The following is an 18504-nucleotide window of genomic DNA, read 5'->3' as shown; positions in this document are numbered from 1 at the left end:
GAAGGCCGAAGGCCTCCGCGCAGCGCCGGGCGGCCCCCCGGCCCGGCGATCTGGTGGGGCTGGGTCCGTCGCTTCAATCTTTTCCGGATGTGGCCAGGATAAAACACTGGAGTCCACGGTCGGGATCGCCGCGCCGCGGCCCGTCGATGCGCGGCTCCACACTGTAATTTCAAACCGCGGTTTTCAGATCAGCCTGGCACCGTTTTCTCTAGCGTCCGGCGGCGCATACACCCTCCGCTCGGCTCCGTGCCCGAAGGTCGCTGGGCCGGATCAGGCACCCGGTGCGGAGCAAAGGCCGCAGGCCGCCGCATATCGCCAGGCCGCCCCCTGGCCCGGCGATCCGGTGAGGCTGGGCACTCAGCTTCGATCTCTTTCGGAGGTTGCAACGATAAACCAAGGGATTCCGCGGGCAGGCTCGCCGCGCCGCGGCCCGTCGATGCGCGGCTTCGCGCTGCAGGACGAACGCAAATCTGCGCTCCGGGGCGTGGTTTGTCCGGAGGGGCGTTGCAACAGCCTGTCGGCCTCAGGGCAGCCGGCGCAGCCCGGCGGCGGCGGCGGCAAGGCCGGCCCGCTCGGCGAGGCCCGGGCCGGGAAGCGTGCCGTCCAGCACCGCCTGCGGAGCGCGCGCAGCGGCGGCCAGAACGCCCTGCACCCGCCACGCGGCGAGATCGGCCTGCCGCTGCGGCGCGTCGGGCCGGGTTGCCAGCGCCCCGCCGGAGAGCTCGTGCCGCCAGTCCCGGACCAGGGCCGAGACCGCCTCCGGCCCGGCGCCGGGCAGCGGTCTCGCGCCGCGGCGCAGAAGCTCCGGCACCGCACGCAGCCAGCTCGCCCGCGCCACCGCCGTGCCCACCGCCCTTGCCCGCGCCTCCTGGCGCGACCCGAGCGCCCGCGACGCCGCCCAGTGAAGCGCCCCGCCGGTTGCCGCGAGGAAGGCGTCGAGCGTCGCGGCGTCCTCGAACCGCACGCCCTGCGCCTCCTGCCGCCGCGCCTCGACTCCGGCGGCAAGGATGCGCGCCCCCTCGGCATCGAGCACATGGGCCAGCGGCGTCACCACCTCATGGCGGCGCACCACCCCGCCCCCGGCGATCTCGGCGAGCGCGTCGGCCCACCATTGCAGCCGCATCTCGGCGATCAGCGGCTCCTGCGTGACGTAGGGCGCGCGCGCCACTTCCAGGTTGCAGGCATAGAGCGGGAACAGCACGCGACGCGCCGGTACCGGCGCCGCCATGACCGCGCGGAAGCGGTCGGGGTCGCCGCGCTCGACGATGCGGGCGCAGGCGATGGTGTCGGCATCGAAGCTCATGGCCCCCACCCAAGCCCCGGCGCCGGCCCCGCCAGCCTCACGCCGTATCCCGGGCGAGCTTCCAGCGCACCGCGTCCAGCAGCGCCTCGAAGCTGGCATCGACGATGTTGGCCGAGACGCCCACGGTGGACCAGCGCCGGCCCTCGCCGTCCTCGCTGTCGATGATCACCCGGGTCACCGCCTCGGTGCCGCCCTGGGTGATGCGCACCTTGAAGTCGACGAGGCGCATGTCCTCGATGACCTCCTGGTAGCGCCCCAGATCCTTGGCCAGCGCCTTGGCCAGCGCGTTCACCGGGCCGCGGTCCGACCCGGTCTCGTCCATCGACTCGCTGACCGACAGCTTCTTCTCGCCGTCGATCTTCACCACCACCACGGCCTCCGACAGCGACACCGTCTCGTCGCGCTTGTTCTTGCGGCGCTCGACGGTGACCCGGTAGCGCTTGACCTCGAAGAACTCCGCCGCCTGGCCGAGCTCGGAGCGCGCCAGCAGCTCGAACGAGGCCTGCGCGGTGTCGTAGGCGTAGCCCTCGGCCTCGCGCGCCTTCACCGTCTCGAGGATGCGCGCCAGCGCCGGATGGTCGGGGGCGACCTCGATCCCGGCCTCGACCAGGCGCCGGCGCAGGTTCGACTGCCCGGCCTGGTTCGACATCGGGATGAAGCGCCGGTTGCCGACCGCGGCGGGGTCGATATGCTCGTAGGTCGCCGGATCCTTGAGAATGGCGCTGGCATGCAGCCCGGCCTTGTGGGTGAAGGCCGAGGCGCCGACATAGGGAAGCTGCTTTAGCGGCACGCGGTTCAGGATGTCGTCGAGCATCCGGCTGGTCCGCGTCAGCCCCTCGAGGGCGGCGTCGCTGACGCCGGTCTCGAAGGCGTCGCGGTAGGGGGCCTTGAGCTTCAGGGTCGGGATCAGCGAGACGAGGTTGGCGTTGCCGCAGCGCTCGCCCAGCCCGTTCAAGGTGCCCTGGATCTGCCGGGCGCCGGCCAGCACCGCGGCCAGCGAGCCCGCCACCGCGGTCTCGGTGTCGTTGTGGGTGTGGATGCCGAGCCGGTCGCCGGGGATGCCGGCGGCGATCACCTCGGCCACGATGCGGCCGATCTCCACCGGCAGGGTGCCGCCATTGGTGTCGCAGAGCACCACCCAGCGCGCCCCGGCCTCCAGCGCGGCGCGCAGGCAGTCGAGCGCGTAGCCCGGATCCGAGAGGTAGCCGTCGAAGAAATGCTCGGCATCAAACAGCGCCTCGCGGCCCTGCGCCGCGCAATGCGCGATGGAGGCGCGGATGTTCTCGACATTCTCCCCGGGCGCGATGCCGAGCGCGGTCGCGACATGGTAGTCGTGCGTCTTGCCGACGAGGCAGACGGCCGGCGTGCCGGCGTTGAGCACCGCGGCCAGCACGTCGTCATTCTCGGCCGAGCGGCCGGCGCGCTTGGTCATGCCGAACGCGGTGAGGGTGGCGCGGGTCGGCGGCACCTCGTCGAAATAGGCGCTGTCGGTCGGGTTGGCGCCGGGCCAGCCGCCCTCGATGTGATCGACGCCCAGCGCGTCGAGCGCGCGGGTCACCCGCAGCTTCTCGGCGGTGGAGAACTGCACGCCCTGGGTCTGCTGCCCGTCGCGCAGGGTGGTGTCGTAGAGGTAGAGGCGGTCAGGCATCGGCGGTCTCCGAAAACGGGGCGCGATGGGCGGAGCAGGCGGGTCGGGCATCGACCGGCGCCGGGGACGGCGGCACGGGGGTGTGCGCGACGGTCCTGCGCGGGGCCGGCGCCGGCGCCGGGCGGGCCTGGTGCAGCCCGGGCTCGGTGACCAGCACGCGGCTTGGTGCCGCCGGGCCGCACCCGTGACGGACAGCGCCTGCCCGGGCGGGCGCCGAGGCGGATGCGGGACGGCTGGCAAACGTTTGCGCGCCGTGCTGCGGCTGCCCCCCGTGGCGCGGTCGAAAGCGCCAGCCGCGGGGCGGGCAGGCGCTGCCCGGCGCGGGCGCCGGGCGGGCCGGTTGAAACCGGTGCCCGGTGACCGGCGCCGGGGTGGTCCGGACAAGCTGGTGGCGCAAGCGGGCCGCAGGGGCCGCCTGCGGCGCCGTGGCGGCGCTCCGGCTCACGCCACGCCCTCGAGCCGGGCCGGGTCGAAGCCGGGACCGGGCAGCAGTTCCACCCCGGCCTTCGACATCCGCACCTCGACCCCGGCCGCGGTCAGCACAGCCTTCAGCCGGTCGACCTCGGCGAAGTCCTTGGACTGCATCGCCGCCGCGCGGGCCTCGGCGAGCCGCGCCTCCCAGCCCGCCAGGCCCTCGGTGCCGGCGCTCTCCCAGCCGCCCAGCGCGGGCTCGAGGAGCCCGAGCAATTCCGCCCCGGCCTTGAGGCCCGCGGCGTCGCCCGCCGCCGCCAGCCGGTGCAGTTCGCCCAGCGCGCCGGCGGTGTTGAGATCGTCGGACAGCGCCGCGAGCACCGGCTGGGGGAGCGCGCCCGCCGCAACGCCGTCGGTCAGCGCCCGCCACTTGCGCAGCGTCGCTTCGGCGTCGCGCCGCTTCTCCGCGGTCCAGTCCATCGGCTTGCGGTAATGCGTCGAGAGCAGCACGAAGCGGATCACCTCGCCCGGGATGCCCTGATCCAGAAGGTCGCGCACGGTGAAGAAGTTGCCCAGCGACTTGGACATCTTCTTGCCCTCGACCTGCAGCATCTCGTTGTGCAGCCAGACCCGGGCGAACTCGCCGCCCGGATTGGCGCAGCAGGACTGCGCCAGTTCGTTCTCGTGGTGCGGGAACAGCAGGTCGTTGCCGCCGCCATGGATGTCGAAGCTCTCGCCCAAGAGCTCGAAGCTCATCGCCGAGCACTCGATGTGCCAGCCCGGCCGGCCCCGGCCCCAGGGGCTGTCCCAGCCCGGCAGGTCGGGCGCCGAGGGTTTCCAGAGCACGAAATCCATCGGATCGCGCTTGTAGGGCGCGACCTCGACCCGGGCGCCGGCGATCATGTCGTCGAGGCTGCGGCCCGAGAGCCGGCCGTAATCCGGATAGCTGCCGACCGCGAAAAGCACGTGGCCCTCGGCTTCGTAGGCATGGCCCTTGGCGATCAGGTCCTCGATCATCGCAACCATCTGGGCGATATAGGCGGTGGCGCGCGGCATGTGGTCGGGCTCGAGCGCGCCGATGGCGGCCATGTCCTCGAGATACCAGCGCGCGGTCTCGTCGGTGATCTCGGCGATCGGCCGGCCGGTCTCGGCGGCGCGGGCGTTGATCTTGTCGTCGACGTCGGTGAAGTTGCGCACATAGGTCACGTGCCCGGCGCCGTAGACCTGCCGCAGCAGTCGGTAGAGCACGTCGAACACCACCACCGGGCGGGCATTGCCGAGATGCGCCCGGTCGTAGACCGTCGGCCCGCAGACATACATCCGCACATCGCCGGCATCGAGCGGGGTGAAGTCCTCCTTGCGGCGGGTCTTCGAATTGGTCAGCCGGATCTGCATGTCTGCCTCCGCACGGGGTCGCGTTCGGGGAGCGGGATAGCAAGGCAAGGGGCCGAGGGAAACCGCTTCCCGCCACCCGGCGCGCCGGCGCGGGGACGCTCCGGAGCCTGTCCCGCCGGACCTGCGCGACCTGCCCGCCCCGCCGCCCGTGCCCGCCGCCCGCAGGGCGAAGGCCGCAGGAACTCCGCCATTCCCCTCCGCGTTTGCCCCGCAACACGGTTTACCATCCGGAGGAGTCCCATGGACCTCGTTCGCATCATCCTGGCCATCCTGCTGCCGCCGCTCGGCGTCTTCCTGCAGGTCGGCCTCGGCAAGCATTTCTGGATCAACATCCTGCTGACCATCCTGGGCTACATCCCCGGCATCGTGCATGCCGTCTGGGTCATCGCCCGCACCGGGCCGCGCACGGCATGAGCCGGGCCGCGCAACCGCTTCACCGGGATCGCGATTTCGAGCATCTCGAACGCGTCGAACGCCTGGCGCACCGCATGGACCGGGCGTTCCGCCTGCCGGGCACGCGGATCCGGCTGGGCTGGGATTCGATCCTCGGCCTGGTGCCGGGGATCGGCGACACGCTGGCGCTCGCCCCCGCGGCCTATATCCTGCAGACCGCCTATCGCATGGAGGCGCCGACCTCGACGCTGGTGCGGATGGGGGCCAATGTGGGCATCGACTGGCTGATCGGCCTGGTGCCGCTGGCCGGCGATATCCTCGATGTCGGCTACAAGTCCAACACCCGCAACGCGCGGCTGCTGCGGCGTCTGGTGGAGCAGCGCCACGGCGCCGCGCCGATGCGGACCTCCGACCTGCACGCCGCGTGAGCGGCACCGCGATCGGGCGGGAGGCCAAAGAAAAAGGGGCCCGGGGGCCCCTTTTGCATGCGGCGATGACGCCCGCGTCAGCCGACGATCTCGAGGCCCGCGAAGAAGAAGGCGATCTCGTCCTTGGCGGTCTCCGGCGCGTCCGAGCCATGCACCGAGTTCTCGCCCACGGATTCGGCGAACTCGGCGCGGATGGTGCCCTCGGCGGCGTCGGCCGGGTTGGTGGCGCCCATCACTTCGCGGTTCTTCTGGATCGCGTTCTCGCCTTCCAGCACCTGCACCACGACCGGCTCGGAGGCCATGAACTCGCACAGCTCGTCGTAGAACGGACGCTCGGCATGAACCTTGTAGAACTCGCCGGCCTGCGCCTTGGACAGGCGGATGCGCTTCTGCGCGACGATGCGCAGGCCCGCTTCCTCGAACTTGGCGTTGATCTTGCCGGTCAGGTTGCGCCGGGTGGCGTCGGGCTTGATGATGGAAAGCGTGCGTTCGGTGGCCATTGTCGCCTCTCTCATGGTGCTGCTGGCGCCATGGCGGCGCCCGTCCGGCGCGCCCTTACCACGCGCCCGGCAGCTTGCAAACCGGATAGCGGCGGGCGCCTCTCAGGCCGGCTCGATGTCGCCCTCGGCGCGGCGGGCGTGGAACTCGGCCTCGAAGGCGGCGAAGCGGCCGCCGGCGATCGCCGCGCGCATCTCCGCCATCAGCGTCTGGTAGTAATGCAGGTTGTGCCAGGTCAGCAGCATGCCCGAGATCATCTCCCCGGCGCGGAAGACGTGGTGCAGGTAGGCGCGCGAATAGCCCCGGCAGGCGGGGCAGGTGCAGTCCTCGTCGAGCGGCCGCGGATCGTCGGCGTGCCGGGCGTTCTTCAGGTTGACCTGGCCGCGCCGCGTCCAGGCCTGTCCGGTCCGGCCCGAGCGCGACGGCAGCACGCAATCCATCATGTCGATGCCACGCTTGACGGCGCCCACGATGTCGTCGGGCTTGCCCACCCCCATCAGGTAGCGCGGCTTGTCCACCGGCAGGTGCCCCGGCGCGTGGTCGAGACAGGCGAACATCGCCTCCTGCCCCTCGCCCACGGCGAGACCGCCCACGGCGTAGCCCTCGAAGCCGATCTTCGTGAGCGCCGCGGCGCTCTCCTCGCGCAGATCGGGCTCCAGCCCGCCCTGCTGGATGCCGAAGAGCGCGTGGCCCGGCCGGTCGCCGAAGGCCTCGCGCGAACGCTCGGCCCAGCGCATCGACAGCCGCATCGACTCCTCGATCCGTGCCCGGTCGGCGGGCAGCGCCGGGCATTCGTCGAAGGCCATGACGATGTCGGAGCCCAAGAGCCGCTGGATCTCCATCGACCGCTCCGGCGTCAGCTCGTGGCGCGAGCCGTCGATATGGGAGCGGAAGGTGACGCCCTTTTCGGTGAGCTTGCGCAACTCGGCCAGGCTCATCACCTGGAAGCCGCCGGAATCGGTGAGGATCGGCTTCGACCAGTTCATGAAGCGGTGCAGCCCGCCGAGCCGCGCCACCCGTTCGGCGCCGGGGCGCAGCATCAGGTGATAGGTGTTGCCGAGCAGGATGTCGGCGCCGGTCGCGGCGACGCTCTCCGGCAGCATGGCCTTCACCGTGGCGGCGGTGCCGACCGGCATGAAGGCCGGCGTGCGGATCTCGCCGCGCGGCGTGGAGATGGTGCCGGTGCGGGCCGCGCCGTCGGTGCCGTGAAGCGAGAAGCTGAAACCTGTCATGGCCGCCCGTTTGGCCGATCCGGCGCGCCGCGGCAAGGCCCCCGGCCTTGCGGCTGCGCGGCCCGCTTGCTACCGCTGTGTCCCCCGACCCGCTTCAGGAACGTTGCATGACCGACAGCCAGGACCCCGCACAGGATCTCATCCGCTTCGGCTGGGAGGAATGGGTGGCGCTGCCGGGGCTCGGCCTGCCGGCGCTCAAGGCCAAGGTCGATACCGGCGCGCGCACCTCGGCGCTGCACGCCTACGACATCGAGACCTTCGGCTCGGCCAGCGCGCCGCGGGTGCGCTTCACCGTGCACCCGGTGCCGGGCCGCGAGGACCTGGTGATCCCGTGCTCGGCCAAGGTGCTGGACCGCCGCATGGTGACCAGCTCCAACGGCGAGAGCGAGAGCCGCTACGTCATTGCCGCCGATCTCGAGGTCGGCGGCCAGCGCTGGCCGATCGAGCTCACCCTGACCAACCGCGCCGCGATGGCGAGCCGGATGCTGTTGGGCCGCGAGGCGCTGAAGGATCATATCGCCATCGTCGCCACCGACCGCTTCCTGCAGCCGGAACTGTCCTACGACGTCTACGCCTCGACCAAGATGCGCAGCTCCGCGCCCAACCGCGCGCTGCGCATCGCGGTGCTGAGCCGGGAGGCCAATTACTCGACCCGCCGGCTGGTCGAGGAGGGCGAGGGCCGCGGCCACACCGTCGAGGTCATCGACACGACGCGCTGCTACATGGCGATCAACGCCATGGCGCCGGAGGTGCATTACGACGGCGCCCGCCTGCCCCGCTACGACGCGGTGATCCCGCGCATCGGCGCCTCGATCACCGCCTACGGCACCGCGGTGATCCGCCAGTTCGAGACCATCGGCACGTTCTGCGTCAACGGCTCCGAGGGCATCGCCGCCTCGCGCGACAAGCTCTACGCCCACCAGCTGATGGCGCGCCACAAGATCGGCATGCCGAACACCGCCTTCGCCGCCAGCCCCAAGGACACCGACAGCCTGATGCGGCTGGTCGGCACCGCGCCGATGATCGTCAAGCTGCTGGAATCGACGCAGGGCAAGGGCGTGGTGCTGGCTGAGACCAAGAAGGCGGCGCAATCGGTGATCGACGCCTTCCGGGGGTTGCGCGCCAACTTCCTGGTGCAGGATTTCGTCAAGGAGGCCGCCGGCGAGGACATCCGCTGCCTGGTGGTGGGCGGCCGCGTCGTGGCGGCGATGAAGCGCACCGGCGCCGAGGGCGATTTCCGCTCCAACCTGCATCGCGGCGGCACCGCGCAGGTCATCCGGATCACCCGCGAGGAGCGCGAGACGGCGCTGCGCGCGGCGCGCGCCTTCCGGCTCAACCTCGCCGGGGTCGACCTGCTGCGCTCGGAAAGCGGGCCGAAGGTGCTGGAGGTCAATTCCAGCCCCGGGCTCGAGGGCATCGAGACCGCCTCGGGCAAGAACATCGCCGGGCGGCTCTACGACCATATCGAGGAGCGCGTGCGGCCGGCCCCGGTGCGCAAGCGCAAGCTCCTGGGCTGAGGCCCGGCGCTTGCGGTCGCGCCCGGGCGGGCCTATCCCCGCGGGGTCGAGGACAAGGGGGCAACGGGTGGCACAGGGCAGGAACGGCCGGGCCCGGACGGGCCGGGCCGGCACGGCGGAGGCAGGCGGCTGGCGCGACCGCGCCGTCGACCTCGCAGCGCGCGGGCTGATCGGGGCGCTGCGCGCCCTGCCCCTGCGGCTCCGGCTGCGTCTCATGGGGGCGGCGATGGCGCGGCTGGTGGCGCCGCTGGCGGGCTACCGCCAGCGCGCGCTCGACAACCTCGCCCATGTCTGGCCCGACATGCCGCTCGCCGAGCGGCGCCGCATCGCCGAGCGCGTGGCGGACAATTTCGGCCGCACGATGATCGAGAATTACGACATCGAGGGCCTGCGCGACCGCATGGCCGGGGCCCGGATCTCGGGCGACGGGCTGGCCGAGATCGAGGCCGCCCGCGCCGCCGGCCGGCCGATCCTCTTCGTCACCGCCCATTACGGCAATTTCGAAGCCCCGCGCGCCGCGCTGGTGGCCCGCGGCTGGCAGATCGGCGGCCTCTACCGGCCGATGTCCAACCCCTATTTCAACGCCCATTACGCCGAGAACATGCACCGGCTCTCGGGGCCGGTCTTCGCCCAGGGGCGGCGCGGCACGATGGGGCTGGTGCGCCACCTCTCCGAGGGCGGCGCCATGGTGCTGCTCTTCGACCTCTATGCCGGCAAGGGCGTGCCCATCGACTTTCTCGGCCGCCCGGCACCGACGCTGACCTCGGCGGCCGAGATCGCGCTGCGCACCGGCGCGCTGATGGTGCCGTTCTTCGGCATCCGGCAGCCCGACGGGGTACGCTTCGAGGCGGTGTTCGAGGCACCGATCCCGCATGGCGAGCCGGTGGAGATGATGCGCGAGGCGACGCGCCGACTGGAGGCGCGCATCGAGGCCGATCCGGCGCAGTGGTTCTGGGTGCACCGGCGCTGGAAGCCGGACCGCCAGGCCAAGCGTCAGCGCAAGCGCGCGGCGGCGAAGATCGGCCCGTAATCCTCGCCCTGCACCATCACCACGGCGGGCGCGTCGCCCTCCAGCGGCACGCGCTCGCGGAACTCCGACACCCCGTCCCAGCGCCCGACGATGTCCCAGTCGGTGACGACGTGACTGTAGGTCAGGCGCTTGCCGGCATTCTCGCCCCGGCGCACCTGCACCGATTCCTGGTCGGAATAGCGCACGAGGTAGATCACCGCCGGTCCGACCGCGGCGCCGGTCTCGGCGGCGATGGCCAGCATGTCGGCCTCGCGGGCGATCGCCAGCGAGACCGGGCTTTCGCGCGCCGCGTGCTCGGCGATCAGCGCCGCCACGTCCTTGGCACGGTTGCCGACGACGTCGTGCTGGCCCTCGACGACCATCTGCGGGGTGTAGATCGAGACCCGGTCCTCGGATCGGGCATAGCCCTTCTGGCGGGCGGTGAAGCGCGGCTGGGCGAAGCTGTCCTTCCAGCCGATATAGTCCCAGTAATCGACGTGCAGCGCCAGCGCGATGACATCGTCGCGCTGCGCCAGCTCGGCCAGCAATGCATCGGCCGGCGGGCAGGAGGAACAGCCCTGCGAGGTGAACAGCTCCACCACCACCGGAGGATCCCCCAGCACCGGCTGGCCGAGCAGCGCGCCCGTCAGACCGCAGCACAGGGCAAGGGGACGCAACATGGGAAACTCCGGCGGCTGTTCCGGACTCCAGCGATACCCCAATGCATACAAATGAAGCCAATCAAGGTTTTGCGAGAGCGCGGCACCGTGATCGGAAAGCCGCTTGCCGTGAATTGTGCACCACGGTATACAACGCGCCGCAAGGGCCTTGAACCGCGGCCCGGTCCGGGGCAGACACGCTGCAAGTTTCGCCCCGCTGTCCCAGCACTATTTCAAGGAGGCTATTCATGCCCATTACCGTTGGCCAGGACACGTCGAAGACGCGCAGGTCGCTGTCCGCAGACGGCCAGACCGTCTCCTATTACTCGATTGCCGCGGCGCAGGAGGCCGGCCTGGGCGATTTCTCGCGCCTGCCGAAATCGCTCAAGGTGGTGCTTGAGAACATGCTGCGGTTCGAGGACGGCAACACCGTCGTCACCGACGACATCAAGGCCTTCTCCGAATGGGCCGCGAATGGCGGCCGGGGCAACCGCGAACTGGCCTACCGCCCGGCCCGCGTGCTGATGCAGGACTTCACCGGCGTGCCGGCGGTGGTCGACCTTGCGGCGATGCGCGACGGCATCAAGGCGCTCGGCGGCGATCCCCAGAAGATCAACCCGCTGAACCCGGTCGATCTGGTCATCGACCATTCGGTGATGATCGACGAGTTCGGCAACCCGCGCGCCTTCCAGATGAACGTCGACCGCGAATACGAGCGCAACATCGAGCGCTACACCTTCCTCAAGTGGGGCCAGAAGGCGTTCAACAACTTCCGCGTGGTGCCGCCGGGCACCGGCATCTGCCACCAGGTGAACCTCGAATACCTCGCCCAGACGGTCTGGACCGACACCGACCAGAACGGCGAGACGGTGGCCTATCCCGACACCCTCGTCGGCACCGACAGCCACACCACCATGGTCAACGGCGCCGCCGTGCTGGGCTGGGGCGTCGGCGGCATCGAGGCCGAGGCGGCGATGCTGGGCCAGCCGATCTCCATGCTGATCCCCGAGGTCATCGGCTTCAAGCTGACCGGCGAGATGGTCGAGGGCACCACCGCCACCGACCTCGTGCTGCGCGTCACCAAGATGCTGCGCGACAAGGGCGTGGTCGGCAAGTTCGTCGAATTCTACGGCGACGGGCTCGACAACGTGACGCTGGCCGACCGCGCCACCATCGGCAACATGTCCCCCGAGTTTGGCGCCACCTGCGCCTTCTTCCCGATCGACGACGAGACCCTGCGCTACCTGCGCACCACCGGCCGGGCCGAGGACCGCATCGCGCTGGTCGAGGCCTATGCCAAGGAACAGGGCATGTGGCGCGAGCCGGGCGCCGAGCCGGTCTTCACCGACACGCTCGAGCTCGACATGGGCACCGTGAAGCCGGCGATCTCCGGCCCCAAGCGGCCGCAGGACCACGTCAACCTCGAGGAGGCGGCGAAGACCTTCCACGCCTATGTCGACGGCCAGCGCGACGGCGCCAAGGAAAGCGCTCAGGCGGATGTGCGCTGGGAAGGCGAAGGCGGCCAGCCCGAGCCGAAGAAGATCCCCGGCGACACCGGCAGCCACAAGCGCGGCTTCGTCAAGATGAAGGACATCGACGGCGAGGAGGTCGAGTTCCAGCTGCATGACGGCTCGGTGGTGATCGCCTCGATCACGTCCTGCACCAACACCTCGAACCCCTACGTGATGATCGGTGCCGGTCTCGTCGCCAAGAAGGCGCGCGCCCTCGGCCTCGACCGCAAGCCGTGGGTGAAGACCTCGCTGGCGCCGGGCTCGCAGGTCGTCTCGGCCTATCTCGAGGCCGCCGGCCTGCAGGACGACCTCGACGCCATCGGCTTCAACCTCGTGGGCTATGGCTGCACCACCTGCATCGGCAATTCCGGCCCGCTGGCGCCGGAGATCTCCAAGTGCGTCAACGACAACGACCTGATCGCCACCTCGGTCCTGTCGGGCAACCGCAACTTCGAGGGCCGGATCTCCCCGGATGTCCGCGCCAACTACCTGGCCTCGCCGCCGCTGGTCGTGGCCTATGCGCTGGTCGGCGACATGAACGTCGACATCGCCAACGACCCGATCGGCCAGGACAAGGACGGCAACGACGTCTTCCTGAAGGACATCTGGCCGACCCAGGCCGAGATCGCCGAGCTGGTCGAGAAGACCGTGACGCGCGAGAGCTTCCAGGAGAAGTATGCCGACGTCTTCAAGGGCGACGAGAAGTGGCAGGCGGTCGAGACCACCGATGCCGAGACCTATGACTGGCCCTCGACCTCGACCTACGTCCAGAACCCGCCCTATTTCCAGGGCATGGACCCGGAGCCGGGCGAGATCCACAATGTCGAGGGCGCCCGCGTCCTCGCCATCCTCGGCGACATGATCACCACCGACCACATCTCGCCCGCCGGCTCCTTCAAGGAGACCACCCCGGCCGGCCAGTACCTGGTCGAACGCCAGGTGCCGGTGCGGGAGTTCAACTCCTACGGCGCGCGCCGCGGCAACCACGAGGTGATGATGCGCGGCACCTTCGCCAACATCCGCATCAAGAACGAGATGCTGGACGGCGTCGAGGGCGGCTACACGCTCGATCCCGAAGGCAACCAGACGTCGATCTACGACGCCGCGATGGCCTATCAGGACCAGGGCACCCCGCTCGTCATCTTCGGCGGCGAACAGTACGGTGCCGGCTCCAGCCGCGACTGGGCGGCCAAGGGCACGGCGCTGCTGGGCGTCAAGGCGGTGATCGCCGAGAGCTTCGAGCGTATCCACCGCTCCAACCTGGTGGGTTTCGGGGTCATCCCCTTCGAGTTCACCGGCGGCGACACCCGCAAGTCGCTGAACATCACCGGCAAGGAGACGGTGTCGATCCACGGTCTCGACGATGTCATGCCGGGCGCCGAAGTGCCCTGCAAGATCACCTACGAGGACGGCACCAAGAAGGAGATCACCCTCAAGTGCCGGATCGATACCGCCATCGAGGTCGATTACGTCAAGCATGGCGGCGTGCTGCACTACGTGCTGCGCCACCTCGCCAAAGCGGCGTGATCCGCACCAGCGCGGCGTGAGGCTATCGGGGCCGGCACTTTCGGGTGCCGGCCCTTTGCGTTCCGACGGGCCGATCGCGGATCGGGCCCGGCCCCGTGGGTTCCATCACATGCCTGCGAGAGCGGTCACACCCGCTGTGCGCCCATGCGGGACGACCTCGCCGCCACATGTCCCTAAATGCAGCGGTCGAACGCTCATCGAGGCAAGGAGGCAGACATGACCGACCGCAGCACCCTTTTCCAACCCGCGCGCCTGGGCGACCTGACGCTGCCCAACCGCGTCCTGATGGCGCCGCTGACCCGCAACCGCGCCCATGACGACGGCACCCCGGCAGAGATGGCCGAGACCTATTACGGCCAGCGCGCCTCGGCCGGCCTGATCGTCAGCGAGGGCGTGCAGATCTCCGACATGGGCAAGGGCTACATCAAGACGCCGGGCATCTACACCGACGCCCATGTCGCCGGCTGGAAGAAGATCACCGACGCGGTGCATGCCGGCGGCGGGCGCATCTTCGCGCAGCTCTGGCATGTCGGCCGCATCAGCCACACCTCGCTGCTGCCCGAGGGCCGCAGCCCGTACGGCCCGACCGGCGAGGCCGCCGAGGCGCACACCTTCACCCATCAGGGCTTCGAGCCGACCTCGACCCCGGTGGCGATGACCGAGGACGACATCCGCCAGACCGTGGCCGATTTCGTCACCGCCGCGAAGGCCGCCAAGGCGGCAGGCTTCGACGGCGTCGAGATCCACGCCGCCAACGGCTACCTGCTGGAGCAGTTCCTGATGGACGGCGTGAACGACCGCAGCGACGCCTATGGCGGCTCGGTCGGGAACCGCATGCGCTTTCTCGAGGAGGTGATCGACGCCGTCTCCGGGATCTGGCCGCGCGGCCGCATCGGCGTGCGCCTGTCGCCGCTGGGTCAGTTCAACGGCGTCTCGGACAGCGATCCGGAAACCAATTTCGGCACCGTCATCGCGCGGCTGGACGGCAAGGGGCTGGGCTACCTGCACCTCGTCGAGCAAGCGCCGGGCGCCGAAACCACCGCCGAGCAGGTGGAGATCATGAAGCGCCTGCGCGCCAAGTGGTCGGGCTTCACCATCGTCAACGGCGGCTATGACGGCGACAGCGCCGCCCGGGCGGTCGCCGAAGGCCATGCCGACGCCGTCACCTTCGGGCGGCCGTTCATCGCCAACCCCGACCTGCCGAAGCGCCTGCGCCTGAACGCCCCGCTCAACGAGGGCGACCAGGACACCTTCTACGGCGGCGGCGCCGAGGGGTACATCGACTATCCCTATCTCGACGGCCCGGTGCAGGACGAAGCCGACAAGGCCGCCTGACCGGCCGCGAATGGTTGCGAGTTCGGATCGCGGCGACGCCAGGGGCCGGTGAGGCCCGCGGACGCCGCCGCGTGGTTGCCAGTGCGGACCGGCCCCCCTCGGGGCCGGTCCTTTTTCGTGCCGGGGGGCGCAAGCGGCGGCCCCCTTCCCGCCGCCGCCCCGCCACCGGCGCCATCGAGCGACGCGGCACCGCCCCGCTCCGGCCCGGCCCCTCCGACGGAGGTCCGGACCCGGCCAGCCCGGAACGGCGTGGCTCCCTGCCGGCCCCCTGACGCCGCTGTTGGCCCGGCATCGGTCCCCCGGTCCCGCGCAGCCGCACATTCGCCGTGCAGGCCCTCCGGTTTTCCCTCGCCGCGACTTCCGCTAGGTCATCGCCGAAACGGAAAAAGGAGGAGTCCCATGCTGAACGTCCTGTCCCGTCCGCTGGTGCGGATCATGGACCGTTACCTGCCCGATCCCTTCGTCTTCGTCCTTGTGCTGACGCTGATCGCGGCGTTGGCCGCGATGCTGGTCGAGGGCACCGGCCCGCTCGCCGTGGTGGGGATGTGGGGCGACGGCTTCTGGTCGCTGCTGCAATTCTCCATGCAGATGTTGCTGGTGCTCGTCACCGGCTACATGATGGCCTCCACGCCGCTGGTGCGCCGGGGCCTGGCCGCCCTGGCCGACACCGCGAAAAGCGCCGGCGGCGCCATCCTGCTGGTCTCCGTGGTCTCGCTGCTGGCCTCTTGGATCAACTGGGGGTTCGGCCTTGTCGTCGGCGCGCTCTTCGCCAAGGAACTGGCCCGCAAGGTCGAGGTCGACTACCGGCTGCTGGTCGCCTCGGCCTATTCCGGCTTCATCGTCTGGCATGGCGGGCTGGCCGGGTCGATCCCGCTCTCCATCGCCACCGAGGACCACCCCTTCGCCGACCAGATCGGCGTGATCCCGACGGGCGAGACGATCTTCTCGTTCTACAACCTCGCCATCGTGGCCGCGCTTTTCGTCGCGGTGCCCTTCATCAACCGAGCGATGATGCCGAAGGACGCCGACCGCGTGCTGATCGACCGGGCGCTCCTGAACGAGGGCGACGCAGGCGAGACCCGCCCCGGCACCCCGGCCGAGCGGATCGAGAACAGCCGCGCGCTGTCCTGGCTGATCGGCGCCGCCGGCGCGGCCTGGCTCATCCAGCATTTCGCCGCCGGGGGCGGGCTGTCGCTCAACGTCATTAACTTCCTCTTCCTGACGCTCGCCATCCTGCTTCACGGCACCCCGGCCAACCTGCTCCGGGCGCTGCATCAGGCGGTGAAGGGCGGCGCCGGCATCGTCATCCAGTTCCCGTTCTATGCCGGGATCATGGCGATCATGGTCGAGTCCGGCCTCGCCGCGACGGTCTCCGAGGGGCTGGTGGGTCTGGCCAGCGCCGCGACCCTGCCGTTCTGGACCTTCCTGTCGGCCGGGCTGGTGAACTTCTTCGTGCCCTCGGGCGGCGGCCAGTGGGCGGTGCAGGCCCCGGTGATCATGCCCGCCGCCGAAGCGCTCGGCCTCGATCAGGCGCGCGCCGCCATGGCGGTGGCCTGGGGCGATGCCTGGACCAACATGGTGCAGCCCTTCTGGGCGCTGCCGATCCTCGGCATTGCCGGGCTCCGGGCCAAGGACATCATGGGCTTCTGCACCGTGCACCTGATCCTGTCGGGCCTGATCATCGCGCTCGGCCTGACCTTTCTCTGAGCGCGCGATATGCCCAAACGGCAGGCAGTTGCGCCAGGTCCGCCCGCCTCCGCGGCAGCCGGGGGCGGGCGATGCGCGGCAAACCGCCCGTCACGAAACGGTGAGCCCCGCCTGCGTCATCTCACCGCTACAAACGTCGCATAACAAGAACCATCTGACGGGCAGTCGAGAGATGCAGAAGAAACGCCGCGGAATGAAAGTCGTCACCCTCCTACAGGCCGCCGCACTGGCGGTGCTCACCGTGTTCGGAGCCCATGCCGCCGGCCTCACGCCGGCCAAGACGGCGGCCGATCCCGCCTGTCTGGCGCTGAGCCAGGACCGCTGCGCCCAGCCGTCGCGGCAGACCGGCCTGCCGAACACCGCCCTGCCGAACACCGCCCTGCCGCGCGACAGCACGGCGCAGGTGCACTAGCGCCGCGGCACGCAGGGGGGCGCAGCCCCCGTCACGGCCCTGCCCGCCCGCCGGTTCCGGCGGGCGTTCGCATGTCCGGCGGCGCGGTCAACCGGTGGGCCCGGCCTCGGCCAGCGCCGCCTCGAGCGCCGGCAGGAAGCGCCGCTCGTAATCCGACCCGACCAGCGGACCCTGGAAGCGGAAGCGCACCGTGCCGTCGGCCCCGACGATGAAGGTCTCGGGCGGCGCGGTCACCCCCCAGTCGATCGCGGTGCGGCCCTTGGGATCGAAGGGCACCGCCACGAAGGGCGACCGTTCGTCCTCGAGATAGGCCCGCGCCGGCGCCTCCTGGTCGCGGAAGTTCACGCCGACGAGGCGCAGCCCGTCCGCCTGCATCTCCAGAAGGGTCGGATGCTCGGCCCGGCAGGGCGGGCACCAGCTGGCCCAGAAGTTCACCAGCACGACCTCGCCGCTGCCGAAGATCTCCGGGTCGAGCGCCGGGTAGCCCGGCAGCGCCTGCTCGGTGATCGGCGGCGTCGCCTGGCCGATGCGCGTCGAGGGCAGGCCCTGCGGATCGTCGCGATACATGCCGAAATAGGCCAGCGCCGCGAATCCCGCGAAGATCACCGGCGGCAGGATCATCAGCGGCCTAAGCGCCATCGCGCATCCTCCGTCCCTCGACCTTCTCGAGCGCCTCGCGCACCCGGCGCGAGCGCCACAGGCTGACCGCCACCAGCGCCGCCAGGAGCCCCAGCGACACCGCGTAGGCCGACAGCACCGCCTCGGCGTATTTCCCCAGATCCGGCATCAGGCCATCCTTTCCCGGGCGATCAGCGCCCGCATCCGCCGCGCCCGGATCTCGGTCCGGGTGCGCAGCAGCACCAGCGCCACGAAGAGCAGCACGAAGCCCGCCATGCAGACCAGCAGCGGCAGCCAGAAGACGTCGGCCACGTTCTCCTCGGCGTCGAGCGACAGCGACGCGCCCTGGTGCAGGCCCTGGTTCCAGAACAGCACCGCGTAGCGCGACAGCAGCGCGAAGACCGAGCCCACGAGGCAGAGGATCGAGGTCAGGTCGGCGGCGGTGTCGTCGTTCTCGATCGCCGCCCAGAGCGCCGAGTAGCCGAGATAGAACAGGAACAGGATCAGGAACGAGGTCAGGCGCGGATCCCAGGCCCACCAGGTGCCCCACATCGGCTGGCCCCAGATCGCCCCGGTGGCCAGCGCGATCACCGTCACCACCGCCCCGACCGGCGCCGCGGCGCGCGCCGCCAGCGCCGAAACGTGGTGCCGGCGCACGATCCAGATCAGCGAGGCCACCAGCATCATCAGCCAGGCATTGATCGCCATCAGCGCCGCCGGCACGTGCAGGTAGATGATCTTCACCGTGGAGCCCTGCCGGTAATCGTCGGGGGTGAAGAAGAACCCCCAGACCAAGCCCACCGCGAGGCAGAGCGCCGCCAGCACGGCCAGCGGCGGCAGCAGGCGGTCGGTCACGCGGATGAACCTGACCGGGTTGGCGTAATCCCACAGCGACATGCCT

General features: G+C 70.5%; 17 protein-coding genes. 8 read left to right on the top strand and 9 right to left on the bottom strand.

Going from position 1 to position 18504, the window contains the following annotated elements; translation table 11 throughout:
• Positions 1 to 523: 523 nt before the first annotated feature.
• From ACXYMW_RS01485 to cysS, 3 genes are all read right to left on the bottom strand, one after another.
• Complete coding sequence (locus tag ACXYMW_RS01485; RefSeq protein WP_459033504.1) at positions 524 to 1303, bottom strand: squalene/phytoene synthase family protein; 780 nt, start codon at positions 1301 to 1303, stop codon at positions 524 to 526.
• A gap of 37 nt (positions 1304 to 1340) precedes the next feature.
• Positions 1341 to 2951 (bottom strand): citramalate synthase, encoded by a 1611-nt coding sequence (gene cimA / locus ACXYMW_RS01480; RefSeq protein ID WP_459033503.1) that lies wholly within the window; start codon positions 2949 to 2951, stop codon positions 1341 to 1343.
• A 441-nt stretch (positions 2952 to 3392) separates the two neighbouring features.
• Positions 3393 to 4757 carry a cysteine--tRNA ligase gene (cysS, locus tag ACXYMW_RS01475; RefSeq protein WP_459033502.1) on the bottom strand — a complete coding sequence of 455 codons (1365 nt, stop codon included), beginning with the start codon at positions 4755 to 4757 and terminating at the stop codon, positions 3393 to 3395.
• 240 nt (positions 4758 to 4997) lie between these two features.
• On the opposite strand from cysS, the gene ACXYMW_RS01470 reads away from it, so the two are divergent.
• Both ACXYMW_RS01470 and ACXYMW_RS01465 read left to right on the top strand, forming a co-directional pair.
• A complete protein-coding gene (locus ACXYMW_RS01470; protein WP_459033501.1) occupies positions 4998 to 5171 on the top strand; it encodes a YqaE/Pmp3 family membrane protein in 174 nt (57 codons plus the stop codon).
• A complete protein-coding gene (locus ACXYMW_RS01465; RefSeq protein WP_459033500.1) occupies positions 5168 to 5578 on the top strand; it encodes a DUF4112 domain-containing protein in 411 nt (136 codons plus the stop codon). Before ACXYMW_RS01470 ends, ACXYMW_RS01465 begins: the two co-directional genes overlap by 4 nt.
• Before the next feature lie 77 nt (positions 5579 to 5655).
• On the opposite strand, the gene ndk is transcribed toward ACXYMW_RS01465, so the two are convergent.
• Both ndk and tgt read right to left on the bottom strand, forming a co-directional pair.
• Positions 5656 to 6078: a nucleoside-diphosphate kinase gene (ndk, locus tag ACXYMW_RS01460; RefSeq protein ID WP_459033499.1), complete on the bottom strand. Its 423-nt coding sequence runs from the start codon at positions 6076 to 6078 to the stop codon at positions 5656 to 5658.
• 102 nt (positions 6079 to 6180) lie between these two features.
• On the bottom strand, positions 6181 to 7308 hold the full coding sequence (tgt, locus tag ACXYMW_RS01455) for a tRNA guanosine(34) transglycosylase Tgt (RefSeq protein WP_459033498.1): 1128 nt from the start codon (positions 7306 to 7308) through the stop codon (positions 6181 to 6183).
• Between the two features lie 107 nt (positions 7309 to 7415).
• Here tgt and rimK point away from each other — a divergent pair, with 107 nt between their 5' ends.
• Both rimK and ACXYMW_RS01445 read left to right on the top strand, forming a co-directional pair.
• Positions 7416 to 8825: a 30S ribosomal protein S6--L-glutamate ligase gene (gene rimK / locus ACXYMW_RS01450; protein ID WP_459033497.1), complete on the top strand. Its 1410-nt coding sequence runs from the start codon at positions 7416 to 7418 to the stop codon at positions 8823 to 8825.
• Positions 8826 to 8892: 67 nt separating this feature from the next.
• Entirely contained in the window at positions 8893 to 9855 is a 963-nt protein-coding gene (locus tag ACXYMW_RS01445; protein ID WP_459033496.1) for a lysophospholipid acyltransferase family protein, read from the top strand.
• On the opposite strand, the gene ACXYMW_RS01440 is transcribed toward ACXYMW_RS01445, so the two are convergent.
• Positions 9819 to 10514 carry a DUF1223 domain-containing protein gene (locus tag ACXYMW_RS01440; RefSeq protein WP_459033495.1) on the bottom strand — a complete coding sequence of 232 codons (696 nt, stop codon included), beginning with the start codon at positions 10512 to 10514 and terminating at the stop codon, positions 9819 to 9821. The two genes, ACXYMW_RS01445 and ACXYMW_RS01440, sit on opposite strands and share 37 nt — an antisense overlap.
• A 227-nt stretch (positions 10515 to 10741) precedes the next feature.
• On the opposite strand from ACXYMW_RS01440, the gene acnA reads away from it, so the two are divergent.
• The 4 genes from acnA to ACXYMW_RS01420 all read left to right on the top strand — a co-directional run bounded on the left by acnA (position 10742) and on the right by ACXYMW_RS01420 (position 16985).
• On the top strand, positions 10742 to 13531 hold the full coding sequence (gene acnA, locus ACXYMW_RS01435; protein ID WP_459033494.1) for an aconitate hydratase AcnA: 2790 nt from the start codon (positions 10742 to 10744) through the stop codon (positions 13529 to 13531).
• Between the two features lie 216 nt (positions 13532 to 13747).
• Positions 13748 to 14866: an alkene reductase gene (locus tag ACXYMW_RS01430; RefSeq protein ID WP_459033493.1), complete on the top strand. Its 1119-nt coding sequence runs from the start codon at positions 13748 to 13750 to the stop codon at positions 14864 to 14866.
• A 399-nt stretch (positions 14867 to 15265) separates the two neighbouring features.
• Positions 15266 to 16573, top strand: a complete 1308-nt coding sequence (locus tag ACXYMW_RS01425; protein WP_459033492.1) for a short-chain fatty acid transporter — start codon at positions 15266 to 15268, stop codon at positions 16571 to 16573.
• 193 nt (positions 16574 to 16766) lie between these two features.
• Positions 16767 to 16985 (top strand): hypothetical protein, encoded by a 219-nt coding sequence (locus ACXYMW_RS01420; RefSeq protein WP_459033491.1) that lies wholly within the window; start codon positions 16767 to 16769, stop codon positions 16983 to 16985.
• Between the two features lie 87 nt (positions 16986 to 17072).
• Here ACXYMW_RS01420 and ACXYMW_RS01415 read toward each other — a convergent pair whose 3' ends face one another.
• The 3 genes from ACXYMW_RS01415 to ccmC are packed head-to-tail and all read right to left on the bottom strand — an operon-like array spanning position 17073 to position 18500.
• The gene (locus ACXYMW_RS01415) at positions 17073 to 17624 is read right to left on the bottom strand and encodes a DsbE family thiol:disulfide interchange protein (protein ID WP_459033490.1); all 552 of its coding nucleotides are present in this window, start codon (positions 17622 to 17624) and stop codon (positions 17073 to 17075) included.
• Entirely contained in the window at positions 17614 to 17775 is a 162-nt protein-coding gene (gene ccmD, locus ACXYMW_RS01410; protein WP_459033555.1) for a heme exporter protein CcmD, read from the bottom strand. Before ccmD ends, ACXYMW_RS01415 begins: the two co-directional genes overlap by 11 nt.
• Positions 17772 to 18500: a heme ABC transporter permease CcmC gene (gene ccmC, locus ACXYMW_RS01405; protein ID WP_459033489.1), complete on the bottom strand. Its 729-nt coding sequence runs from the start codon at positions 18498 to 18500 to the stop codon at positions 17772 to 17774. The genes ccmD and ccmC overlap by 4 nt, the downstream gene beginning before the upstream one ends.
• Positions 18501 to 18504 lie beyond the last annotated feature (4 nt).

The organism is Roseivivax sp. CAU 1761, from assembly GCF_054482755.1.
Note: the sequence above shows the minus strand (reverse complement) of the source record. Positions and strands in the feature narration are given on the sequence as shown.